Annotated in this window: 17 protein-coding genes; 9 read left to right on the top strand and 8 right to left on the bottom strand. The window is 64.9% G+C overall.

All coding sequences use genetic code 11. From position 1 onward, the window contains the following. The first annotated feature begins 9 nt into the window (after positions 1 to 9). Positions 10 to 1,188 carry a zinc-dependent alcohol dehydrogenase gene (locus tag GOACH_RS17330; protein WP_005177518.1) on the top strand — a complete coding sequence of 393 codons (1,179 nt, stop codon included), beginning with the start codon at positions 10 to 12 and terminating at the stop codon, positions 1,186 to 1,188. Positions 1,189 to 1,242: 54 nt separating this feature from the next. On the opposite strand, the gene GOACH_RS17325 is transcribed toward GOACH_RS17330, so the two are convergent. Next, entirely contained in the window at positions 1,243 to 2,031 is a 789-nt protein-coding gene (locus tag GOACH_RS17325) for a SigB/SigF/SigG family RNA polymerase sigma factor (RefSeq protein ID WP_005177515.1), read from the bottom strand. A gap of 174 nt (positions 2,032 to 2,205) precedes the next feature. On the opposite strand from GOACH_RS17325, the gene GOACH_RS17320 reads away from it, so the two are divergent. Beyond that, entirely contained in the window at positions 2,206 to 2,658 is a 453-nt protein-coding gene (locus GOACH_RS17320; RefSeq protein ID WP_083859095.1) for an STAS domain-containing protein, read from the top strand. 20 nt (positions 2,659 to 2,678) lie between these two features. Here the strand turns inward: GOACH_RS17320 and GOACH_RS17315 are convergent, their stop codons facing one another. After that, the gene (locus tag GOACH_RS17315) at positions 2,679 to 3,158 is read right to left on the bottom strand and encodes a hypothetical protein (RefSeq protein ID WP_005177511.1); all 480 of its coding nucleotides are present in this window, start codon (positions 3,156 to 3,158) and stop codon (positions 2,679 to 2,681) included. Positions 3,159 to 3,428: 270 nt separating this feature from the next. Between GOACH_RS17315 and GOACH_RS17310 the strand changes: the two genes are divergently transcribed. After that, positions 3,429 to 4,199, top strand: coding sequence for a methyltransferase (locus GOACH_RS17310; protein ID WP_005177509.1), 771 nt, complete (start codon positions 3,429 to 3,431; stop codon positions 4,197 to 4,199). Beyond that, positions 4,196 to 4,432, top strand: a complete 237-nt coding sequence (locus tag GOACH_RS17305; protein WP_052004052.1) for a CDGSH iron-sulfur domain-containing protein — start codon at positions 4,196 to 4,198, stop codon at positions 4,430 to 4,432. The genes GOACH_RS17310 and GOACH_RS17305 overlap by 4 nt, the downstream gene beginning before the upstream one ends. 19 nt (positions 4,433 to 4,451) lie before the next feature. Here the strand turns inward: GOACH_RS17305 and GOACH_RS17300 are convergent, their stop codons facing one another. Together GOACH_RS17300 and GOACH_RS17295 are read right to left on the bottom strand one after the other, a co-directional pair. Continuing rightward, positions 4,452 to 5,411: an iron-containing redox enzyme family protein gene (locus GOACH_RS17300; protein WP_052004051.1), complete on the bottom strand. Its 960-nt coding sequence runs from the start codon at positions 5,409 to 5,411 to the stop codon at positions 4,452 to 4,454. Between the two features lie 172 nt (positions 5,412 to 5,583). Next, entirely contained in the window at positions 5,584 to 6,969 is a 1,386-nt protein-coding gene (locus GOACH_RS17295) for a styrene monooxygenase/indole monooxygenase family protein (RefSeq protein WP_005177506.1), read from the bottom strand. A gap of 155 nt (positions 6,970 to 7,124) precedes the next feature. On the opposite strand from GOACH_RS17295, the gene GOACH_RS17290 reads away from it, so the two are divergent. Together GOACH_RS17290 and GOACH_RS17285 are read left to right on the top strand one after the other, a co-directional pair. Next, the gene (locus GOACH_RS17290; RefSeq protein WP_005177499.1) at positions 7,125 to 9,299 is read left to right on the top strand and encodes an acyltransferase family protein; all 2,175 of its coding nucleotides are present in this window, start codon (positions 7,125 to 7,127) and stop codon (positions 9,297 to 9,299) included. A gap of 219 nt (positions 9,300 to 9,518) precedes the next feature. After that, a complete protein-coding gene (locus GOACH_RS17285) occupies positions 9,519 to 10,781 on the top strand; it encodes an acyltransferase (RefSeq protein ID WP_005177497.1) in 1,263 nt (420 codons plus the stop codon). Between the two features lie 36 nt (positions 10,782 to 10,817). Here GOACH_RS17285 and GOACH_RS17280 read toward each other — a convergent pair whose 3' ends face one another. Then, a complete protein-coding gene (locus GOACH_RS17280; protein WP_245551935.1) occupies positions 10,818 to 11,435 on the bottom strand; it encodes a SanA/YdcF family protein in 618 nt (205 codons plus the stop codon). 155 nt (positions 11,436 to 11,590) lie between these two features. Here GOACH_RS17280 and GOACH_RS17275 point away from each other — a divergent pair, with 155 nt between their 5' ends. Continuing rightward, entirely contained in the window at positions 11,591 to 13,021 is a 1,431-nt protein-coding gene (locus GOACH_RS17275; protein ID WP_005177494.1) for a WS/DGAT/MGAT family O-acyltransferase, read from the top strand. Between the two features lie 62 nt (positions 13,022 to 13,083). Here the strand turns inward: GOACH_RS17275 and GOACH_RS17270 are convergent, their stop codons facing one another. Further along, positions 13,084 to 14,343 carry a glycoside hydrolase family 26 protein gene (locus GOACH_RS17270; protein WP_245551934.1) on the bottom strand — a complete coding sequence of 420 codons (1,260 nt, stop codon included), beginning with the start codon at positions 14,341 to 14,343 and terminating at the stop codon, positions 13,084 to 13,086. A gap of 228 nt (positions 14,344 to 14,571) precedes the next feature. Here GOACH_RS17270 and GOACH_RS17265 point away from each other — a divergent pair, with 228 nt between their 5' ends. Beyond that, positions 14,572 to 15,369, top strand: coding sequence for a glycoside hydrolase family 26 protein (locus tag GOACH_RS17265; RefSeq protein WP_157227813.1), 798 nt, complete (start codon positions 14,572 to 14,574; stop codon positions 15,367 to 15,369). Here the strand turns inward: GOACH_RS17265 and GOACH_RS24645 are convergent. Next, positions 15,305 to 15,730 carry an STAS domain-containing protein gene (locus GOACH_RS24645; protein ID WP_005177489.1) on the bottom strand — a complete coding sequence of 142 codons (426 nt, stop codon included), beginning with the start codon at positions 15,728 to 15,730 and terminating at the stop codon, positions 15,305 to 15,307. The genes GOACH_RS17265 and GOACH_RS24645 overlap by 65 nt on opposite strands. A 138-nt stretch (positions 15,731 to 15,868) precedes the next feature. Next, positions 15,869 to 17,575, bottom strand: coding sequence for a glycosyltransferase family 2 protein (locus GOACH_RS17260; protein ID WP_245551933.1), 1,707 nt, complete (start codon positions 17,573 to 17,575; stop codon positions 15,869 to 15,871). 736 nt (positions 17,576 to 18,311) lie between these two features. Between GOACH_RS17260 and GOACH_RS17255 the strand changes: the two genes are divergently transcribed. Then, positions 18,312 to 21,665 carry a (Fe-S)-binding protein gene (locus GOACH_RS17255; protein ID WP_005177484.1) on the top strand — a complete coding sequence of 1,118 codons (3,354 nt, stop codon included), beginning with the start codon at positions 18,312 to 18,314 and terminating at the stop codon, positions 21,663 to 21,665. Positions 21,666 to 21,831: the final 166 nt, after the last annotated feature.

The following is a 21,831-nucleotide window of genomic DNA, read 5'->3' as shown; positions in this document are numbered from 1 at the left end:
GGAGTACTGATGCGAGCAGCGACCTGGCAGGGCCGACGAGACGTGCGCGTCGAGAACGTGCCCGATCCCGCGATCGAGGAACCGACCGATGCCATCATCAGAGTGACGTCGACCAACATCTGCGGCTCGGATCTCCATCTCTATGAGGTACTCGGGGCATTCATGAACCCGGGCGACATCCTCGGCCACGAGCCGATGGGAATCGTCGAAGAAGTGGGGCCGCAAGCAGGTGACCTCAAGGTCGGGGACCGTGTGGTCATCCCGTTCCAGATCTCCTGCGGCACCTGCCACATGTGTTCCGACGAGCTCTACACCCAGTGCGAGACCACGCAGGTGCGCGCGCAACACATGGGCGCGGCGCTGTTCGGATACTCGGAGCTCTACGGCTCGGTGCCCGGCGGCCAGGCCGAGTACCTCCGTGTACCTCAGGCCCAGTTCACACACATCAAGGTGCCCGACGATGCCCCCGATTCGCGCTACGTCTACCTCTCGGATGTTCTCCCGACGGCCTGGCAGGCAGTGGAATACGCCGACATTCCCTCCGGTGGGTCGGTGACCGTACTCGGACTCGGTCCGATCGGCGACATGGCAGCGCGCATCGCCGCCCACCGCGGCGCCCGGGTCATCGGCGTCGACCTCGTGCCCGAGCGACTCGCCAGGCTCGAGCAGCGTGGGATCGAGACCATCGACCTGCGCGCGGTCGACGACATCGGCGACGAGATCCGCGACCGCACCGACGGCAGAGGGACCGACGCGGTCATCGACGCGGTCGGCATGGAGGCACACGGCTCACCAGGGGCCCGATTCCTGCAGCGGGCGGTGGGACTACTTCCGGACGCTGCAGCCAAGCCCGTCATGGAGCACGCGGGCGTCGATCGGCTCGCTGCCCTGTACTCGGGAATCGACATCGTTCGCCGCGGTGGAACGTTGTCACTGATCGGCGTGTACGGCGGCAGCGCCGACCCGCTACCCATGCTGACGATGTTCGACAAACAGATTCAGCTGCGGATGGGACAGGCGAACGTGAAGAAGTGGGTGAACGACATCATGCCCCTCCTCGGCGACGACGACCCCCTCGGCGTTGATTCGTTTGCGACGCATGAGCTTCCGCTCGACGACGCCGCACATGCCTACGACATCTTCCAGCGCAAGGCGCAGGGCGCGGTCAAGATCGTGCTGAAGCCGTGAGGTGACCGACGACGTCGCACATCCCGATTCGCCCAGCGCCCGTCACAGCCTGCGTCAGTCGTCGTCGGTGACCGAGAGAGACGCTCGCAGCGTGCCGAGCGCCTTCGTGAGCAGTCGGGAGACATGCATCTGGGAAATGCCAATCTCCGCGGCGATCTCGCTCTGCGACATCGAACTGACAAATCGCAGCGAAAGGATGCGGCGCTCCCGTTCGGACAGCCGGTCCAGCGCGGGACGAAGTGTCACGGACTCGTCGACGCGGGCCAGCTCGGGATCGTCGTGGCCGAGTCGGTCTGCGAGCGACGACGCCTGGCCGGTTTCCGAATCGATCGACACAGCGGCGTAGGCCGACCGCGCCAACAGTCCGTCGATGACCTCCGACACCGGCAGGCCGAGGAACTCGGCCAGTTCGCTCGGGCGCGGTGAGCGACCGAGCCGCTGCACCAGATCGTCGGTGGCCCTTGTGATGTCGAGTGAGGCCTCTTTGGCCCGGCGCGGTACCCTGATCGACCACATCACGTCACGAAAGTGCCGTTTGACCTCGCCCATGATGGTTGGCACGGCGAACGCCAGAAAACTCGATCCCAGAGCGGGATCGAAGCGGTCGACGGCATTCACCAGGCCGAGTCTCGCGACCTGCAGGAGGTCGTCGAAGTTCTCTCCGCGATCGGCGAATCGTCGGGCGATGTTCTCCGCGAGGGGCAGACAGTGCGAGACGACCTCATCGCGAATGATCGCTCGCCGGGCGGGGTCGCGGTGCGCACGCATCTCACCGAGCATGTCGACCACCTCGGAGTAGTCGTCCGTGTGATCAGCAGGCTCGTCGGGCGGCGCAGGAGTCAACGAAATCTCTTCTCGATTGTCCGTCTCGATCACCGGCTTCCGGTGTGCCCTTTTTCGCATTTTCCTTGAAGAGCTGCACTCTGCACCGTACCGTCGGAATAAGCGGTTCAGCCAACAGCTGCAGAGCGGGAATGCGCCCGCGCCCTATGCAACCGAGTGGACGGACACGCGCACATGAGTTTGCACTGCCCCCAACTCTCTTCACCAGCGCGCGTGGTCACGGTGACGCCGCCATCCGCGAGCCCCTCTCCAGTTCCTGGTACTGTTGCCCGGCAACGCTTCTCGGGTTCTATCGATTCCCAGAACGTAGCCGACGTGGCTGCCGTACTCGACGACATCCTGGCGCGTACCCCGGGATCGGCGATCATCGACCTGACCGCCGTCGACTTCGTGAACGTGTCGGGAGTGGTTGTGTTGGCCCGCTTCTGTGAGGACGCGACCTCAGCAGGAATTGTGGTCACGTGTGCTGCGAGCGGAGGCGTACTCCGCTGTGTGGCGGTGTGCGCCTCCGCGATTCCCCCTGATCAGTTCTCCAGCACAGGTCAGTTGTCGAGCACGGCCCAGTTGTCATTCACAGCACTGCGCGAAGCGCTCGATGTCGCGAGCGCAGACAACGCTGTCGCGTGAGAGCCGTCGCGGATCAACAGTCATTCCACGCTGCCACGCTTGGCGATTCGAACCCGCACGGTGCGCGCCGCCTGCGCACCGGAAGTGGCATCGCCATCGACCAGAGATTGCCGAGCAGCACCCTCGTACACCACGGGAGCACCACGCTCGGAGTAACTCACCGACCGTGCATCGGTCACCGCCTCGACGACCCGCCACCCGAATCCCGTTGTGTCGATGGTGAATCGTGGGTCGACCACCGTCTCGATGGCGCACCAGAAGTCGGCACCGTCGATGTCGATGGCGAGGTGCAGACGCGGTGCCCAATCGGAGGCACCCGCCACCAGCTGCGAACAGACCTCGTCGACAGCCAGCTTCACGTCGACGACGTCGTCGAACACCCAGTCCGCGGCGAACAGCGCATGCTCGACGACAGAGCGGACGATCGGCAGCGTGTCCGCTCGCGCGGGTACCGACACCGCGATCGTGTCCTCGGCGATGCCGAGGTGGTCGTCATTCATCGTTCGCTGGTCGGCGATTCCGTGATCCCCCACGGTTGTCCTTCCGTCTCGTCGTCGTGCCCACCGGTGCCACATCGTGACCGGCGGGCCCGCGTGGCTCGCGTCGTGGCACCAACAGTCATCGACCTGCGTACCCACCCTCGCCGCAAATCAAACCCCGCACCCACATCACTACCCGCACCGAGATCGCACCTCGCGGCGATGTTTGATTCTCCGCCGCACGGGTATTCCCACCATTGTCACTCGATCCTGCAGAAAAGGTAGAGACGCATGAAGCCCGGTAACCCGGCAGTTTCCACCCCAGTCACCGCGACCCCGACGGTCGACGCCGCACTCTCGGCCACTCTGCGGCCGCCACGCGATCTCACCGATGTCTACCGACCCCAGGAGGACACGTGGCTGCTGATCGAGCAGTTGTGTCTCGGCGGCTTCGCCGCCGGAGCACGTGTGGCCGATCTGTGTACCGGCAGCGGGGTGATCGCGTATGAGTGTGCCGCGCTCGGCGCACGGTCGGTGATGGCCGTCGACAGTTGCCTGACCGCCGTCGAGGCTGCGCGCAAGCGCTGCGCCGAGGCGGCATGCGCGGTGAGCGTCGAGCACGGCGATGTCGCTGCACTCGTCGGCCGGGGTCGATTCGATCTCGTCACCTGCAATCCGCCATATGTGCCGGCGTTGCCGCTCGCAGGCGGCCGTGATCCAGACCCCGACATGGCACCCCGTCATTCGTGGGACGCCGGAACGGACGGGCGGAGGGTGTTGAACACGGTCTGCGCAATCGCCCCGCACCTGTTGGCTCCCGGCGGAACCCTGCTGGTGGTCCAGTCCGAGTTCGCGAACATCGAGGCCACACTGGAGTCGTTGCGGTTCAGCGGATTGCGCTCCGAGGTCGTCGCGACCAAGTCCATTCCGTTCGGGCCCGTCCTGAGGCGGCAGAGCGCCTGGCTCGAGGCGCGCACCCTGCTCGAACCCGGACGCCGGACCGAAAAGCTCGCTGTCATCGCCGCACAGCGCCTGGTGGCGGCGGACGGGCCGGGCAGATGAGCGACCGTTCGGCCAGTGACCCGTCGAGGAGTGCTCGGCCGGATGCCGTGCGCGTGCGGGTGAACCGTGGCGGACCAATGATGATCCCCGGTCCCGTCAACATCGAACTACCCGACGGCACGCACGTGACCTCCGACCGGTTCCAGGTCGCGGTGTGCGCCTGCGGTCGGAGTCGCACGTACCCGCTGTGCGACACCAGTCACCGACGACGTCGACCGTCCCCCTCTGCGTAGCGGGGCCCGCGGAGCCGGTTCAGCCGACGGTATCGCCACCTGCCCAGACCTGTTTCAGCCCGGCATCGAAGGCATCTTCGACCAACAGGAATCCGCGGATACCCAGAACCACGTCCGGTTCGAGTTCCGGCTCCGCCGTGAGGAGATCGCCGACGACGTCCGTGCGCAGGACCTGCTCGTGCACCGCGTCGGCCTCCACGTGTTCTGAGTAGAAGTATCGGCATGGCGCGGGAGCGTCGAGGCGCGTCAGTCCCGCGAGGAGTCGCGCAGACCCGGGTGACGAGGTGATCTCGGTTGCTGCCAGGTGACCGACCGCTGCGGCCCGCAGCGCGCGATGTAACCCGAACATCGACATGAGGTTCACCGGCGCGATCGCCCAGCCCGGCGCGCTGTCCAGATAGTGCAGATGGTCGGTGCACAATCCGGCTGCGTCCATCAGGTCGGCGAAGAGTTCCTGGTGCACGGACTCGCCGCGACCGCCGCCGAACTCGTCGAACTCCACGGCGACGAAGGCGGCCTTCGCCGTACGGCGCAGCCGCGGGATGGCCCACGCGTGGGGATCGGCTTCTTTCAGATGGTAGATCGAGCGCATCGCGAAGAGATCCTGGAATTTCTCCCATTCGGGTTCGTCGCGGAGTAGGTACGAGACGCCGTCACCATCCGGAGGGGTGACGCTGAGTGCGTCCATCTCGTCATCGGCAGTCACACCGTCGAGATCACCGACGTCCCGCCGGACGGCATCGAGGAACACCTGCTCGAGCCGACGGCGGAATGCCAGCACCGACACGTCCCATTCGCGCTCGTCGTCGACGCCCTCGAAACCCGCGTAGTGCAACTCGTAGGCGACATAGAGCGCAAGTTGCAGATCGTCACCGTAGGGGTCGGCGTCGAGTCCCTGCTGCACAACGGCCGACACCTCGGCGCCTTCTGCTAGCGCGGTGATCAGTTGTTCCGACAGCGGCCCACGCGGACGCGGCAATCGCGCCCGCGTGGGGGTCCTACTCCCGGCCTCGAGCCCGCGGGCTGGGGCATCGAACCCACGGGCATGCTGCGCGGTAACGGTCACGTCGTCCTCCTGGCATCGGGCAGCGGCATCCTGCCCTCCGTACCAGGCGTACCCCGCGGCACGCAGGATCAAACATCGCGGACACTCAGGCGGGCACCGCCCTGGAACCGAAGCTTCCGACGGGCTCGAATCTGCCCAGCACGTCGTCGGCCGGTTCGCCTGCCACCGCGGAGATGAAACCGAGGACGTCGTCACGATCGCCGAGCGTCAGCAGCGGGTTGGGATCCGACAGCAGCCCGAACTGCGCCGACGCAACATCGGTGTTGACCGCCGCAGCCGGGAACGCCAACTCGAGATGGGTCGCGTAGTCGGGATCGCCGAGATAGAGCCGCGTCACCTCGACAGCGGCGCGGCCCCTTCTCTCCCAATGCTTCTCGAACTCATCGGTCAACCATTGCGCCGTGAACGTGGCCGACGGATCGTCGTCGAGCCGTGTCTTGGCGGCCCGCACCAACTCGGCGACCTGGATCAATGAGTTCTGCGCGCCCTGACCGGCCACGGGGTCGACGGCGATCGCGGTGTCGCCGATCGCCGCCACGACGTGCCCGTTGCGCGTGGTCCCGACGGGCTTGCGAACGGTCGGGGTGACCCCACCCGTCAACCACGAGTACGGATCGGATTCGATGACGCGTAGCTCATGGATCGCAGGCGCGTCGGCCGGGAACCATGTGTCGAAGATGTCGACGATCGCTTGCCGCGCCGACGCCGCGTCGGTGACGGTGTCGATCAGGGGCGCCCACGCGCCGTCGGGTTTGGCGAAGACGATGAACGACCATGTCGCGCCAGCGTCCTTGTGCAAGAAGGGACCGACGAAGATCTCGCCGTTGTCGCTGTCGAGGTTGAACAGTGACTGACGTCCACCCTCGGCTGCGCGGTAGGCGAAGGTGTCGGGGCCGTGGTCGAGCCCGGTCAGCGTGACCTGCAATAGCCGACGCTGTGGCCGGCGATAGTGCGTGCGTTCGTCGTCGACGGGGAAGAAGGAGGCCAACCCGCCCTTGCCCGTGGCGACCAGGGTCAGATCGCTCGCCGCCGCGATCTCGTCGAGACGGTCGGGGTCGACCGCCTCGACCTGGAAGTGTCCGCCGCGTTCGAGGAATCGGCCGAGCCTGTCGTCGGCGCGCAGTCGTAGGTCGACGGCCTGTGCGACATAGCCGTAGTCGGGATTGAACTCGAGGACGTCGACGCGTTCGGCACCCTCCCCCGACGACAGTCGGACGCTGATGCCGGTGGTATTGCCCACCTCGTACAGGTCGTCGATGATCTGTGCGTCCCAGTCGCGGGAACTGCCGAACAAGACTCCGACGCCGGTCGGTGGGACCTTGTCGCGCAACGATTCCCGGTCGCGATCGCTGTAGAGGGTGACGTCGAATCCCGCGTCGAGGAAGCCGAGTGCCGCGCTCGTGCCGGTCACGCCTGCGCCGACGACCGCGACGGACGGGCGGGCGTCGGACCCGCGATTTCGCTCTGCCATGTGTACTCCTTGCTGTGTGGACAACCGGTCGGATCGATGAGCACAGCGTGCGCGACGCACTGTGGCGGGAGAAGGTTTAGAAGCACGACGGCGCAAACCTCCCACGTCGGAGGGGTCCACGGCGTGGGCGTTATGTCGCAGTACCATCGCTGCCTGTGAGTTCCACGCTGTCCGACGCCGGAGTCGCTTCCGGAACCCCGAACGAGGACGCCGCGACCGGCAACACCTCGGGGTACCGGCTCGACCTCGACGGTCTGCGCGGCATCGCGATCGCGCTCGTCGCGATCTTCCACGTGTGGTTCGGCCGGGTGTCCGGCGGTGTCGACGTGTTCCTCACGCTGTCGGGCTATTTCTTCATCGCGTCGTTGCTCAAGCACGTCATTGCGACGAACCCGTCGTCTGTGTCGTGGCGACGTGCGGTCGACCCGTGGCCCAGGTTCTGGCGGCTGGTGCGTCGTCTGCTGCCCGCGCTGCTCGTCGTACTGGTCGTCGTCACCGCACTGATCGCGCTGATCATGCCCAGAACCCGTTGGGGCCCTTTAGCTTCGGAGATCCAGGCGAGTGCGCTGTACTACCAGAACTGGCATCTAGCGTTCGACTCGCAGGATTATGCGGCGGCCGATTCGGCGAACAGCCCGATGCAGCACCTGTGGTCGATGTCGATGCAGGGACAGTTCTTCGTTCTCACGCTGGTCTGCATGCTCGCGCTCGGGGGCGTCCTGAAGCTGCTCGCCCGCCGCTTCACGGTGTTCGCTGAGGCCAGAGTCATCCGCGGTGTCGTCGGTGTCGCACTGTTTGCCGTTGCCGTCGGGTCGTTCGTCTGGGCCGTGTACCGCCACGACGTCAATCAGCCCTTCAACTACTACGACACGGTCGCGCGCTTGTGGGAGCCGCTGGCGGGCGGGCTGCTGGCGGTCGCGATCCCGCAGCGGGTGACGCGTCGCGCCCCCGGGCGCCCGCGACTGTCGATGCCTGTCTGGCTCCGCGACGTCGTCGGAATCGCGGCGCTCGCCCTGATCGTGGGCTGCGGCTGGTGGATCAGCGGGGTGTCGGAGTATCCGGGCGTCTGGGCGTGGGTGCCCGTCGGTGCGACGCTCGCACTCATCTGGACCGGTTCGCCCGCTGCCCGCGACGCGGCGTCGAGCGAGGCGGGCTTTGTCAGCCGCGGGCTCGCGCACCCGAGGCTGGTGTGGCTCGGTTCGGTGGCCTATGCGCTCTACCTCTGGCACTGGCCACTGCTCATCTTCTACCTCGCATGGCGCTACCGCGACGACGTGAGCTGGTATGAGGGTGCGGCGATCCTGGCGGTGTCACTGCTCCTGGCGTGGCTGACGACCCGATTCGTCGAAGCTCCCCTGCGGTCCGGTCGGGACGCAGGTTTCTCCCGCGCCTATCGCGTCACACTCGCCGCCGTGATCGTGGTCGCGACGATCATCGCGGGCACGACAGCCGTTGTGTGGCAACGCAATGCCGCCAATGCGACGGTCAACACCGACAACCTCGACCCTCGGCTCTATCCCGGGGCGCGCGCCTACCTCGACGGCGCACCGACGCCTCACGTCGACCCGCAGCCGAGTCCGGAAGTCGTCGACAAGGACTGGCCGATCACTTCCTACGACTCGGTGATCAGCGGCTGGAAGGACCCGTCGATCAAGGTCGGCGTCTACGGTGACGCATCGGCGACGCGCACGATCGCGCTGGTCGGGGGATCGCACGCGGAGCAGTGGATCACCGCTCTCGACGCCGTCGGCAAGCAGCGCGGATTCCGCGTGACCACCTACCTCAAGGTCGGTTGCGCACTGACCACCTCCCACGTGTTCACCTGGTTCGGGCAGAAGTACTACCAGTGCAACGACTGGTCGCGACGCGTGATGGACCGCCTTGCCGTCGACAAGCCCGACGTCGTATTCACCAACAGCACCCGGCCGGTCGAGAACGGCCCCGGCGACACCGTCCCGACCGACTACACCGACATCTTCACCCAGTTCCGCGATCGAGGGCAGCGGGTCGTCGCGGTGCGCGACAACCCCTGGGCACATGGAAAGCTCAAGCCACCCGAATGCCTGGCGCAGGGCAAGAAACCGCAGGTCTGCGGTGTCGACCGCGATGTGGCGATGGCGCAGTCCGATCCGGCACGAGCGATCGCTCCGCGGTATCCCAACATGTCGTTCCTGGACTACACGGATGCCATGTGCACCGCGATCTACTGCCCGGCTGTCGTCGGGAACATTCTCGTGTGGCACGACTACCACCATCTGTCGGCGACGTTCGTCCGCAGTCTCATCCCCGCCGTCGACGCCGATCTGAGCCGTGCGCTGCAGTGGTGGTGAGGATGGGCACCGATGAGACCCGCTGACAGCGATGTCTCAGGGGGCGTCCAGGCTCCGCTGCTAAGCTCAGACGCGATAACGGAAGGATCACGGCTCATCGACACGATGATGCCGGAGCGCTGAAGCAGGGGCGGGCATCGAGGCTCGGCTACCCCCGGCGGCGACACGGGATCTGGTCCGCGCACTGTCCACGAGAGCTGTCAGGGGCTGAATCTGAGTATGGCGACGACGTTGGTTTCGCGTGCAAACGAGGCGGCTGCCGGTGCCGTCGCCTCGAATCCGCGACCGACGCGCCGCCCCTACCTGCACCACGTCGACCTGATCCGAACGGTCACGTTCTCCCTGGTCATCTTCGTGCACTGCCTGACGCAGACCACCGACGAGTTCACCAGCCTGCCGGTGAACACCACGTCGCTGCTGCTGCACTTCACCCGCAACACGTTCTTCGCTCTGACCGGATTCGTGTTGATGTACCAGAACTTCGACAAGACCGACTTCAGTGCGCTGTCGTTCTGGCAACGTCGGATCAAGCTGGTGATCTACCCATACGTGATCTGGTCGGCGGTCTACTGGGTGGTCAACATGTGGCTGGCGGGCAAGCTGACCGAGATTCCGACGAGCCTGACGAACTTCTTCTACCAGCTCGGCTGGGGCCTGTCCGGATTCCAGATGTACTTCCTGTTCGTCATGCTGCAGGTCTATCTGGTCTTCCCGCTGGTGGTGTGGCTGCTGCGCGCCACTGCCGGACACCACCTGATCGTGGTGGGCGTGAGCCTTGTGCTGCAGTTCGCGATCACCGCGACCATCACTCACTGGAATCCGCCCGCATCGGTGGCGACACACTGGTGGCACCACTACGCCACGTTCATTCCGTATCAGTTCTACATCTTGTACGGAGCCGTGGCGGCGGTACATCGTCAGCGAATCGGCACCTGGCTGCGCGGCAAGGGTTGGTGGTTGTTCGGCGCGCTGATCGTGACCGCCGCGATCGCTGTCGGCTCGTATCTCGGGGGTGTCTGGTTCGCGGGCAAGCCCGTGCACGACAACAACTCCGCGTTCTACCCGACACTGGTCCCGTTCCTGATCGTCGCCATGACCTGTCTGTACGCGGTTGGCCTGCACTGGGCCGAGAATCGACGCGAGCACGCACCTCGATTCGCGCGTGCCGTGAAGTATGCATCGAACCGCTCGTTCCCGGTGTTCCTCGTGCACGTGTTGGTGCTGACGCTGATCATGTACCCGCAGTCGGGCGGTACGTCGTGGGTTCGCGACGTGATCCCCCAGCCGTGGGCGACGCTCGTCGTCTACCTCGCAACGCTCGCGGGTTCGCTGCTGCTGGTCGAGATTCTGCGTCGCCTTCCCGGCGCGCTGTATCTCACCGGGAGGCCGCGGATCCCGTTTCGCAAGGCGCGCACGGATCGCCGGGTCGCATCGGCCCCCTCCACCGAACGTCCGCGTCGCGAGGACGCCGTCGTCAGCTGATCGTCGACCACCCCCACCGGTCGAACACAGGAGCCGTCACGGCCACACAGCGTCGATCAACGCCCGCGGCCGGGCCAGTAATGCCTCACGAAAGTGGTTGCGCGCCAACGTCACGATCGAGCAGTCGCCGCATTGCGCCTCGATGCCGACCGCGTCGACGCCCCGCGACCTGCACAACGCGATCGCACGCCCGAGATGGAAATCCTGGGTCACGATGACGACGTCGCGCGAGGCCTCATCCCGGCCGATCACGTCGGGCAGTCGTCGACAACTGCGCTCGGTGTCGTAGCCTGCAGGGTCGTCGACGATCACGCTCGACGGCACACCGCGCGCACGCAGATAGCTCCGCATGACGGTCGGCTCGTCTCCGGCATCCGCGTCGCCGTTCCCCGAGACGACGATGCGCGTGACCTTGCCGGTCCGGTACGCATCGAGGGCTGTGTCGAGGCGTCCACGCACGTAGGAACCCGGCTCGCCGTCGGACACCAGTGAGCCGAGGACGAGGAGCGTCGAATGTGGAGGCATGCCCTGCGCGTCGACGACCCGCCCGTACGACATCTCATACACACAGGTCGCAGCGATCGTCACCACGAGTTCGACGAGCACGAGGAGCATCAGTACGCACCTGCCGACCATCGTTCTCGTCGCCGTCATCGTCCTCACCGCTCACACCGTAACGACCACCGATGCGTCGAACCCCGATGTGGTCGACCCCGGGTGTGGCTGCCGGGTGCGGTGGATGCCGATGTGATCACCGACGATGCGGCGCGTAGTGTGACCATCATCACCGAGCAGCAACAGGGGGCCTCATGCCATACATGCCCGTCACCGAATCGATGTTCCTGTTCGCCGAGACGCGAGAACAGCCGATGCACGTCGGAGGACTCCAACTGTTCGTGCCGCCGGAAGGGACATCGGCGAGCGAACTCGCCGAGGAGATGGTCGAGCGATTCACCGCTTCCTCCGACGTCCACCCACGGTTTCGCAGGCGCCCGGCGTCGCCTGCGTCGCTGTTCGGACTCGTCGCCTGGACTCACGATGACGAGATCGACTTCGACTATCACGTTCGACGCACCGTGCTTCCCCGCCCGGGACGCATCCGTGAACTGCTGCGCTATGTCTCTCTGCAGCACTCGGCCCTCCTCGATCGCAACAGGCCGATGTGGGAGGCACACATCGTCGAGGGTCTCGCCGATGGCCGGGTGGCGCTGTACACCAAGATCCATCACTCGCTCGTCGACGGCGTGTCCGCACTTCGACTGCTCGAACGCACGCTGACGGCGGACCCGGACGACCGCACGGGTACCGCGCCGTGGGACCCGCGCTTGTTCCGGTCCTCGCGCACACGCACCGAGGATTCTGACGCCGCCTCGGGCGCCGGCTTCTCGATCCCGGGCGTCTCCGCATTGACGGGTGCGCTCGGCGGGGCCGTCGACGTGACGCGTCAGGTCATGGGCGTCGGACCGGCGGCTGCGCGCATCGCGTGGACGGCACTGACCGACCCCGACATCGCCGTTCCGTTCCAGCCGGCACCCAAGACGATCCTCGACGTCCCGGTCGGCGCCGCACGTCGCTTCGCGGCGCAGCAGTGGGAGACCAGCAGACTCCGGGAGGTGTCCGGCGGACTCGGCATCACTCTCAACGACGTCATCGTCGCCATGTGCTCGGGTGCGCTGCGCTCGTATCTCATCGATCGCGACGAACTACCCGAGGCCCCACTCGTCGCGGCCCTTCCGGTGTCGCTGCACTCCGACAACTCCAACTACGGCAACCAGATCACGATGATTCTCGCGAATCTGGCGACAAACCAACCGGATCCGGAGCGTCGGCTGACAACCCTGGTGAAGTCGACGCGCGAATCCAAACGTGTCATCCGCGGACTCTCGCCGCTGCAGTCGCTGGCGTACGGCGCCGCGGCCATCGCGCCGCTCGCACTGGCAACCGTGCCCGGTTTCGTGCGCTACACGCCGCCGCAGTTCAACCTGATCATCAGCAACGTGCCCGGGCCGAGCGAGCATCTGTACTGGAACGGAGCACGACTCGACGGCGTGTACCCGGTGTCGATACCGATGAGCGGGTCGGCGCTCAACATCACTGTGACATCGACGGCCGAGCACGTGAACTTCGGACTGATCGGCGCGCGCAAGGAGTTGCCGAGCCTGCAGCGTCTACTCACCCACCTCGACACCGCGCTCGAGGAGTTGGAGAAGCTCGCGGCCACCGAGGGCGTCTCCCTCTGACCGCCGATCCGTGACCGATTGCTCACGGAGATCTGCTCACGGAGATCAGCCGACTTGGCGTCTCAGCACGGATGAACGTTGTCGGCATAGTCCAACCAGTCCGGTAGGTCACGCACGAACGCCTTTGCGACACCCGGCGCTCCGGCGGCACGCCAATCGACGACGTCCTTGATCTCGACCTCGTACTTTCGCCACTCGAACCAGTTGATCATCTTCACCATGGGATACCTACGCGGGATCTCCGGCGAGAAGACCTGTCGCCACCACGCACTCTTCACCGCCATCTCGGAGGCGCCCTGCGAGGCACGCGAGGGGGTGTAAATCGCCGCGGTCTCCACTATCGCAACCGGCTTGGCATGTTGCACCCCGTAGACCTGGTAGAAGTCGGGAACCCGCCTGTCGTCGCCCGCCGTGCCGTTGTAGGTGCCGGTCAGCATCGCCTGGAACTTGCCGGGCTCGGCGACCTCGTTGTCGCCCCACGGACGCTTGTTTCCCCAGTGGTAGAGCGAGATTCCCACCCAATCGACCGCATCGTCGCCCGGATAGTACGGCGCATAGGAATCGTCGGTCTTGGTCAGCCGTCCGTCGTGGTTGGTGTCGGCGGCAGCGAATTCCGCACTCCCCCTGCGTGCTACATACCTGCCTCCGAGGAAGGGATAGCCGCCTCCGTAGTTCGGCGCCCACATCATCGCCGTACCGGGAGCCTTGCGATGGACCATCGCGGCGACCTCCCGGAACTTGGTGACGTACTTCTCGGGTTGCTGGCCCCATGCGTACCAGGAACCGTTCATCTCGTGGGCGAAGCGGACAATCACCGGGACGCCCGAGTCGTTGAGGCGGTGCAGGTCATCGCCGAGGCGGCCGATGACACCTGCGTCGACGGCGTCGAGTCCGGCGTGGGGCTCCAGCGTCAGCACCATCACGCCACCATTCTCTGCGACCTGCCCGGCCGCATCGATCGTGTGCTGCCAGGTGTCGTTGCTGTACGGAATGTCGGAGAACTGCACGGCAACCGCGGGCGCGTGGCCGAGGTTGGTCGCGTGCTCGGAGAGCTTCTCGGTCTGCCAATCCAGATTGACCCCGAAGAGAGCGCCGGACTTCGGGATCACTCGCTTCGCATCGCTGACCGCGCACGCCGCGACAGGTTCCGGCAGGAAGTGGTGATAGCCGAAACCCGCTGCGGCAACGCCTGCCACCATCGCCGCCGTGGGTATGAGAACCGACCGTCGACGTCGACGACGCTTCGACCAACGAGAAGCGAACTCCTCGTGATCTTCCCGGCCCTCGTCCCTCAACTCGGACGGCATCAATCGATTTGCCATGTCAGACTTTCCCCACGTCTCTTCAGGAGTTGACTTATGCCATTCGGAGAATCACCCTCACGACGTCGACACGCGAGCCTCATGGCGATCCTCGCGGCGGTCACGGTGGTGACCGCCGTAGCCTGTGATTCGCCAGCCGAAACATCGACACCACACCACATCCGTTGGGGCACATACTTACCCGACCTCATGGGGAGCGACATCTCTTCTGACGCAGGAGTTGTCGGAGTGAGTACCCGCGCCAATCGGGCACTTGATCTCATACTCACGTTCAACTCACTCACCGACCCGCCGCCCGTTGCCGAACTCAATCGCATCAGCGCAGCGGGAGCGGTCCCCATACTCACCATCGAGCCGTGGAAGCCCGACGCCGGTCTGCAACAACCCGACTACCGGTTGACCCGCATAGCCTCCGGCACGTTCGACGACGCGCTTGCGAAGTGGGCGAAAGCCATTGCCGATTACGGACTTCCAACAATCGTACGATTTGCACATGAAATGAACGGGAACTGGTATCCGTGGGCGGTCGGTGTCAACGGGAACACAGCCGCGGACTACCGTGCCGCATGGATTCACATGCACGACGTCATGCGCGCCAACGGTGCACGCAATGCCGAGTTCCTCTGGGCGCCGATGACGCCCGTCGGAGGCATCCAGGCATTCGAACAGAGTTTTCCGGGTCACGACTACGTCGACTATCTCGGGCTGGACGGCTACAACTGGGGCGATGACGGTGTACATGGCTGGGCCACACCGGATTACCTTTACTCCGACAGCCTTCGCAGGCTGCGCAAGCTCGACACCGACTCCCCCATTCTCGTTGCGGAAGCCGCTTCGGCCGATGATCCGAACCCGGATCGCAAGGCGCACTGGATTTCTCAATTCGTCACCTTGATGTCGACCACGTCCGGCGTCGACGGATTCATCTGGTTCCAGACCAACAAGGAGCGCGACTGGCGATTCAACTCGACCGCACAGAGCGAACTCGCCTTCCGAAACGCTTTGGCCTCAATACCGGTTCGGTGAGCTCGCCGATCGCCCGCGTGTGCCCCCTCAGAGCGGAATCGCGGTCCGGATGGACCCTGAGCACTCGCGCGAGATCCAAGGCGCGCAGTGCGTCGTCGAACGCCGACGAGTAGCCGTACAACCTGAGGTCTCCTCCGGTCGTACGCATATGACGTACCGCGTGCAGCAGGTCAGCAACCCCTGAAGGGCGGACCGATGTCACCGACGAGACATCGACCAACACCAGCGTTGCGCCTTCGGCACGGGCAGACATCGCCTGGGCCGTCAGACGGGCCGACGTATCGGCGGTTCCCTGAATCCGTGCATCGTGAATTTCGTTGCGAGGATTCGCAATTCCTGAAACTGCTGGCTGTGCTGACATCGTAGATCTCCTTCTGTGCTGCCACGTCTGACAGTTCTCGATCACAGAGGGAGTTGCGCCTCTGTTCACGTGCTGATCGATTCTTGTGCTTGCGTTCTCGCGTGCTCCGCCGTGCCGTTCGTCGGGTCCGATCACCGGTCAGACCGATCCACCCTCCGTTCCGGCCACGGGCGACGCCGACACTCCGACCAACGCCGTGCCTTCGGCCCCGGCGGGAGCACCGTCATGACCGCGATACCTCGCAGCACGGATCACCGCCGCGAGCAGCAGTAGGTCGAGGGCAACCCACGCCAACGACAGATAGGTGGGGAACTCGTCCGCCCTGCCGAGCCATAACCTCACGCCACCGACCACGCAGGCCGCAACGAGTGCCGTCATCGCGATGATCTGAATCGTGACGGGCCGGTAGTCGATCTCGGTGACGCTCCTCGTCTTGGGAGTGACGGAGAATTTGATGTGACGCCGGAGAAACACGGCTGCAGCTGCCGAGAGAGTCGCCGCGATCCAGGTGGGGAACAGTGCGAATGACATCTGCTGGCCGCGCCACAGTCCACCGGAGCCGTGCCCCGCCACCTGGAACAACAGCTGACACGCGATGAAGAAGGGAATGAATCGCGCGAAGAAGTCCAACGGAGTCGCCTCCATCGGGAAGATTCCGGTGGACAGATAGATGATGGGCGCCACGATGTAGACGACGGCAGCGAATCCGTTGAGATACGACGTCATCGTCGAGAGGTACATCAGACGTTGCGGCACTGTCAGTCCGTGTTGGAACAGAGGGTTGTTGGCGAAGAACACCTGCATCGAACCTGTTGCCCACCGCTGGCGTTGCACGAGCATCGTTCGCAGGTCTTCAGGCGCGAGTCCATCGACAAGAACCTCGTGGTGGTAGACGCTTTCCCAGCCCATCGCGTGCAGATGCATGGCCGTTGCCATGTCCTCGGTCACGGTTGCGGTGTTGATGGGTTGAATCGCGAGGGCGTCGTCGATCCGCGACACCTCGACGGACTGCACGATTCCTGTGAGCACGTCCGAGACTCGCCGCGGTAGCGGGTCCCCCTGCCTGATCACCGCGTGAATTCGTGCCTGCAGCTCGGTGATCGCAACGCCCAGATCACCGCGCCGCAGCCCCGACTGGGCGAGTCGCACAGCGGTGAGTGCGTCCTCGAGTGATCGGCGGAAGAACGATGAGGAGCCCAGTTCGTTGATCAGATCCTCGAGTTCCGCCCGCCCACGGCGCAGCGCACGGCGTGCCGCGGGTTCAGCATTTCGCGAGAACGTCTTCAACCCGAGAACCATGAGGGCTTCGCGACGCAAAGCCGCATTGGAACCGCAGAAGAATGCCGCACCCCAGCCGTCCTTGCCCTGCTGAATGGGGCCGTAGAAGAGTTGCGCCTGACTTCCGAGGGGGTCGTCGTCGGGCACATTCCAGAAGTACTGAGGCGTCTGCACGAACGCCACGTTCTCGTCATCGAAGTAGCCGAGGACGCGCTCGAGGAACTCCGGTCGCGGCACCTGGTCAGCGTCGAGGATGGCGATGAACTCGCCCTCCGTGAGGAACAAGGCGTTGTTGATGTTCCCCGCCTTGGCGAAGCGCTGACGCCCGATCCACTCATCACCACGGGTTATGTAGCCGACCCCCAGCCCTGCAGCCGCCTCTCGGAACTCCTCGCGATCTCCGTCGTCGAGGATCCATGTCATGTGCGGGTAGGTGATGTCCCGCGCGGCCCTTGCCGTGGTCAGCACGAGGTCGAGCGGTTCGTTGTACGTCGTGATGAAGACGTCGACTGACTGTCCGGGCGACGGCACCGGCGGGTCGGGCCGACGCTTTGCATTCCACATCATGAAAGCGAAGAAGACCGATTCAGAAAGACTATAAGTCTCCGCAACAACAAGCGGAATAGCAATCCACCAGGCATGCCAGGAAATAGTGTCAGTCCATCTCCAGAAGACATAAATGAAACCAAAAGAGGAAACGGCCACTGCGATTAATCGCACCACTACGAGACGCTTCGAGCCCACGCTCAGCCCCCAGATACTTGGAATCCCAATCAGCTAACTGACCGCATCGTCGCAGTTCAGAACCAATTGTGGGGCCAGAAGCAGTTCGGCGCAACACGACCCTCCCCGTGTCGTACGTAGGAAGGACAGCGTCGAATAGTCACCACGAATTTTGCGCCTCCAAGAACCAGAAATCCATGGTCGCTCAGCCGATTCCTCGCCCCCAGAAAGGGGACAAAAGTATGGTCAACGAACTATAACCAGGATTGTTGAATCACTTATCGACACTTGTGTGACGCACGACATATTCACAAGTGCAAATATGCATCCCCGGTATCGCGACCCCGCAGTCATCCCAGCATGAGGCGGACATCACGATCAGCTTTTCTGACTGGATAGTAAGTTACTCACGAGTATTATCGCCATATCGCAACGCCTGCTGCCACGAGTGAGTTAGGGCAACCTTGGCAGCGCTGGGGAGCCGTGACGAATTACGGTTACCTGAAGTAGACGTCCGACCCCGCGCACGTCAGCCCTGCGCGACTAGGTCGATGATCAACATGAGAGGGGCCGGGACGCCGTGAATGCCACGACGATCACCATCGGCACAATTGCCGCGGTCATCAGCTTGTTCTGCTGGGCCAGTTTCCTGCGCGGCGTGTGGACCATGGTCCGGGCGATCGCCCAGGGACAGAAGGTCGACAGCACCCGGTACTGGCCGGTCGGCCCGCGCCTGTGGACCATGCTCAAAGAGTTTGTCGGACACACCCGCATGGTGAAGTTCCGAACCGTCGGCTGGGCGCACTGGCTCGTCATGTTCGGATTCCTCATCGGAGCGATCTTCTGGTTCGAGGCGTACGGCCAAATCTTCGACCCTGAATTCCACTGGCCGGTGATCGGCGCGTGGAACATCTATATCTTTGCCGACGAGGTACTCGGCCTCGGCACCGTGATCGGCATCCTCGCACTGATGATCATCAGGCAGCTCAACCACCCTCGTGTGCCTACCCGGCTGTCGCGCTTCGCGGGTTCGCGCTTCGGCGCCGCGTATTTCGTCGAGCTGGTGGTTCTCATCGAGGGCCTGGGCATGGTCTTCGTGAAGACGTTCAAGATCTCGTCGGGCATCGAGGATCCACCCATCTGGACGTCGTTCTTCACCCACTACTTCGCGCAGCTTTTCGAGGGATCGTCGGTCTACTGGGTCACCGGGGCCGCGGTGATCAAGCTCATGAGCGGCATGATCTGGCTTGCAGTCGTCGGAGCAAACATCGACTGGGGTGTTGCATGGCACCGGTTCGCGGCGTTCTTCAACATTTATCTCAAGCGTGAGCAGGACGGCGGCGTCGCACTCGGTGCGGCCAAGCCGATGATGAGCCAGGGCAAGGTCCTCGACATGGAGACCGCCGACCCCGATGTCGACGCCTTCGGTGCGGGCAAGGTCGAGGACTTCTCGTGGAAGGGCTGGCTCGACTTCACGACATGTACCGAGTGTGGTCGCTGCCAGAGCCAGTGCCCCGCGTGGAACACCGGTAAACCGCTGAGCCCCAAGCTGCTGATCATGTCACTGCGCGATCACGCACAGGCCAAGGCGCCTTACCTGATCGCCGGTGGACGCAAAGACATGGGCGGCGACGAGGTCGGGCTGGTCGACGCCGACGGCAACGTCGACGAGGCCAAGCTGGCCAAGATCCCCGAGTCGGCACGTGCAGAGGCGTCTCGGAAGCTGGTCGGCGAGTCCAAGGGACTCATGGGCGGCGGCGAGGGCATCGTCGAAGAAGGCGGCGCCGGGAGCGAAGCGAGCGGGCCGAATCACATCGGCGCGTTCGACCCCGAGCAGCTCGGCGCCGTCATCGACACCGAGACGCTCTGGAGCTGCACCACGTGCGGTGCCTGTGTCGAGCAGTGCCCCGTCGACATCGAACACGTCGACCACATCATCGACATGCGCCGCTATCAGGTGCTCATCGAGTCCGACTTCCCGACCGAACTCGCGGGCATGTTCAAGAACCTCGAGAACAAGGGCAACCCGTGGGGTCAGAACTCGTCGGCGCGCACCAACTGGATCGACGAGATGGACATCGAGATCCCGGTGTTCGGCTCCGACGTCGAGTCCTTCGAAGGCTTCGAGTACCTGTTCTGGGTCGGTTGCGCAGGCGCATACGAAGACCGTGCGAAGAAGACCACCAAGGCCGTCGCCGAGCTCCTCGACATCGCGGCCGTGAACTTCATGGTCCTCGGGGAGGGCGAAACCTGCACCGGTGACTCCGCACGACGCGCAGGAAACGAGTTCCTGTTCCAGATGCTGGCGCAGCAGAACATCGAGACCATCAACGGTGTCTTCGAGACGGCACCCGAGCAGCGCAAGAAGGTCGTCGTGACCTGTGCGCACTGCTTCAACACGCTGTCGAACGAGTACCCGCAGCTCGGCGCCAAGTACGAGGTGGTGCATCACACGCAGCTCCTCAACCGTCTGGTGCGTGAGAAGCGCCTCGTGCCCGTCGCACCCATGGGTGAGGGCGTGACCTACCACGACCCCTGCTACCTGGGTCGCCACAACAAGGTCTACGACGCTCCGCGTGAGCTGATGGAGGCGTCGGGGTCGACGCTGCGCGAGATGCCGCGACACGGCGAGCGATCCATGTGCTGCGGCGCGGGTGGTGCTCGCATGTGGATGGAAGAGCAGATCGGCAAGCGCATCAACATCGACCGGGTCGACGAGGCGCTGGACACGCTGGCCCCGGGAAACGCTGCGAACGGCGAGGCACCGCAGAAGATCGCGACCGGCTGCCCGTTCTGCCGCGTGATGCTGACCGACGGCGTCACCGCGCGGACGTCCGGCACCGAGAACGAGGGCAAGATCGAGGTCGTCGACGTCTCGCAGATGCTGCTCGACTCGGTCAAGCGGGGCCTGCCGGAGGTCACGCGTGGTGGACGGTTCCTGGGGCCGAATCGCAAGCCTGCGCCCGAGCCCGAGCCGGAGCCGGAAAAGGTCGCTGCAGCTGCCCCTGCGGCTGCCGCGGCCGGAGCTGCGACGGAGGCAAAGCCGAAGCCCAAGGTCGGTCTCGGCATGAAGGGCGGGAAGAAGCCCGGAGGCGCCGCGAAGGCGCCTGCGACGTCGAGCAGCGCAGCGGCCGAAGAAGCACCAGCCGAGAAGAAGCCCGCCGCAAAGGGATTCGGCATGAAGGGCGGTATCAAGAAGCCGGGTGCCAAGGCAGCGGCCCCGTCGGCCGAACCGGCTCCCGCACAGGCCGAGTCGTCGGCAGCCGTCGAGAACGCGGCGACCTCCACAGCCGATGAGCCGAAACCGGCCAAGGCCAAGGGCTTCGGTATGGCCGCGGGCAAGCGGCCGGGGATGAAGAAGCCCGGCGCGAGCACGAACGCTGCTGCAGCCGGTGCGGGAGTGACCGCTGCCGCCGAGAACAAGGTGGCAGAGACCGAATCGGCACCCGACGCCGCGCCCACCGCCGACACCGAATCGGCAACGGGGGCAGCAGCTGCCACGACCACCGAGGCGAAGCCTGCCGCAACAACGGAGGCGAAGCCTGCCGCAACAACGGAGGCGAAGCCTGCCAAGGCCAAGGGATTCGGCATGGCCGCGGGCAAGAAGCGTCCGGGCGGTGCGTCGGCGCCGAAGGCTGCTCCACAGGCCACTGGTCCGGAGGCCTCGAGTGAGGCACCCGAGGCTGAGGCAGCAGAGCCCGCCGCGGAGTCTGAGGCCGAGCCGCAGAACCCTGCGACGAGCGATTCGACGGAGTCGGAAGCGGCGTCGGGCGTGTCGAGCGAAACCGCCGACGACAGCGTTGCAGAGGCGTCGAACAGCGCGGCGTCGAACGGCGGTTCGGATTCCGACGGCCGCACGATCGCCGAGACGGGCGCGTCGAAGGCCAAGGGCTTCGGTATCGCCGCGGGGAAGAAGCGCCCCGGCCAGCGCTGATCAGCGCACAGTCGACGTATACAAGCGCACAGTCGACAGCAAGAGACGCCCACTCGATGCAGCTTGCGTCGAGTGGGCGTTCTCATGCGTCGAGTGGGCGCTCCTGACGATCCACTGTGCAGTCCGGGCCGTCGAATGGGCGCTTCCGACCGTCGACCGTGCGCGC

It is taken from the genome of Gordonia aichiensis NBRC 108223, assembly GCF_000332975.1.
GTDB lineage: Bacteria > Actinomycetota > Actinomycetes > Mycobacteriales > Mycobacteriaceae > Gordonia > Gordonia aichiensis.
Note: the sequence above shows the minus strand (reverse complement) of the source record. Positions and strands in the feature narration are given on the sequence as shown.

Excerpts from the sequence above, each read along its gene's own strand:
- GOACH_RS17295 (WP_005177506.1), bottom strand. The coding sequence starts at position 6,969 with ATGGCAGAGCGAAATCGCGGGTCCGACGCCCGCCCGTCCGTCGCGGTC.
- GOACH_RS17280 (WP_245551935.1), bottom strand. The coding sequence starts at position 11,435 with ATGACGGCGACGAGAACGATGGTCGGCAGGTGCGTACTGATGCTCCTC.
- GOACH_RS17315 (WP_005177511.1), bottom strand. The coding sequence starts at position 3,158 with ATGAATGACGACCACCTCGGCATCGCCGAGGACACGATCGCGGTGTCG.
- GOACH_RS17285 (WP_005177497.1), top strand. The coding sequence starts at position 9,519 with ATGGCGACGACGTTGGTTTCGCGTGCAAACGAGGCGGCTGCCGGTGCC.
- GOACH_RS17270 (WP_245551934.1), bottom strand. The coding sequence starts at position 14,343 with ATGGCAAATCGATTGATGCCGTCCGAGTTGAGGGACGAGGGCCGGGAA.
- GOACH_RS24645 (WP_005177489.1), bottom strand. The coding sequence starts at position 15,730 with ATGTCAGCACAGCCAGCAGTTTCAGGAATTGCGAATCCTCGCAACGAA.
- GOACH_RS17320 (WP_083859095.1), top strand. The coding sequence starts at position 2,206 with ATGAGTTTGCACTGCCCCCAACTCTCTTCACCAGCGCGCGTGGTCACG.
- GOACH_RS17260 (WP_245551933.1), bottom strand. The coding sequence starts at position 17,575 with ATGATGTGGAATGCAAAGCGTCGGCCCGACCCGCCGGTGCCGTCGCCC.
- GOACH_RS17330 (WP_005177518.1), top strand. The coding sequence starts at position 10 with ATGCGAGCAGCGACCTGGCAGGGCCGACGAGACGTGCGCGTCGAGAAC.
- GOACH_RS17305 (WP_052004052.1), top strand. The coding sequence starts at position 4,196 with ATGAGCGACCGTTCGGCCAGTGACCCGTCGAGGAGTGCTCGGCCGGAT.
- GOACH_RS17310 (WP_005177509.1), top strand. The coding sequence starts at position 3,429 with ATGAAGCCCGGTAACCCGGCAGTTTCCACCCCAGTCACCGCGACCCCG.
- GOACH_RS17275 (WP_005177494.1), top strand. The coding sequence starts at position 11,591 with ATGCCATACATGCCCGTCACCGAATCGATGTTCCTGTTCGCCGAGACG.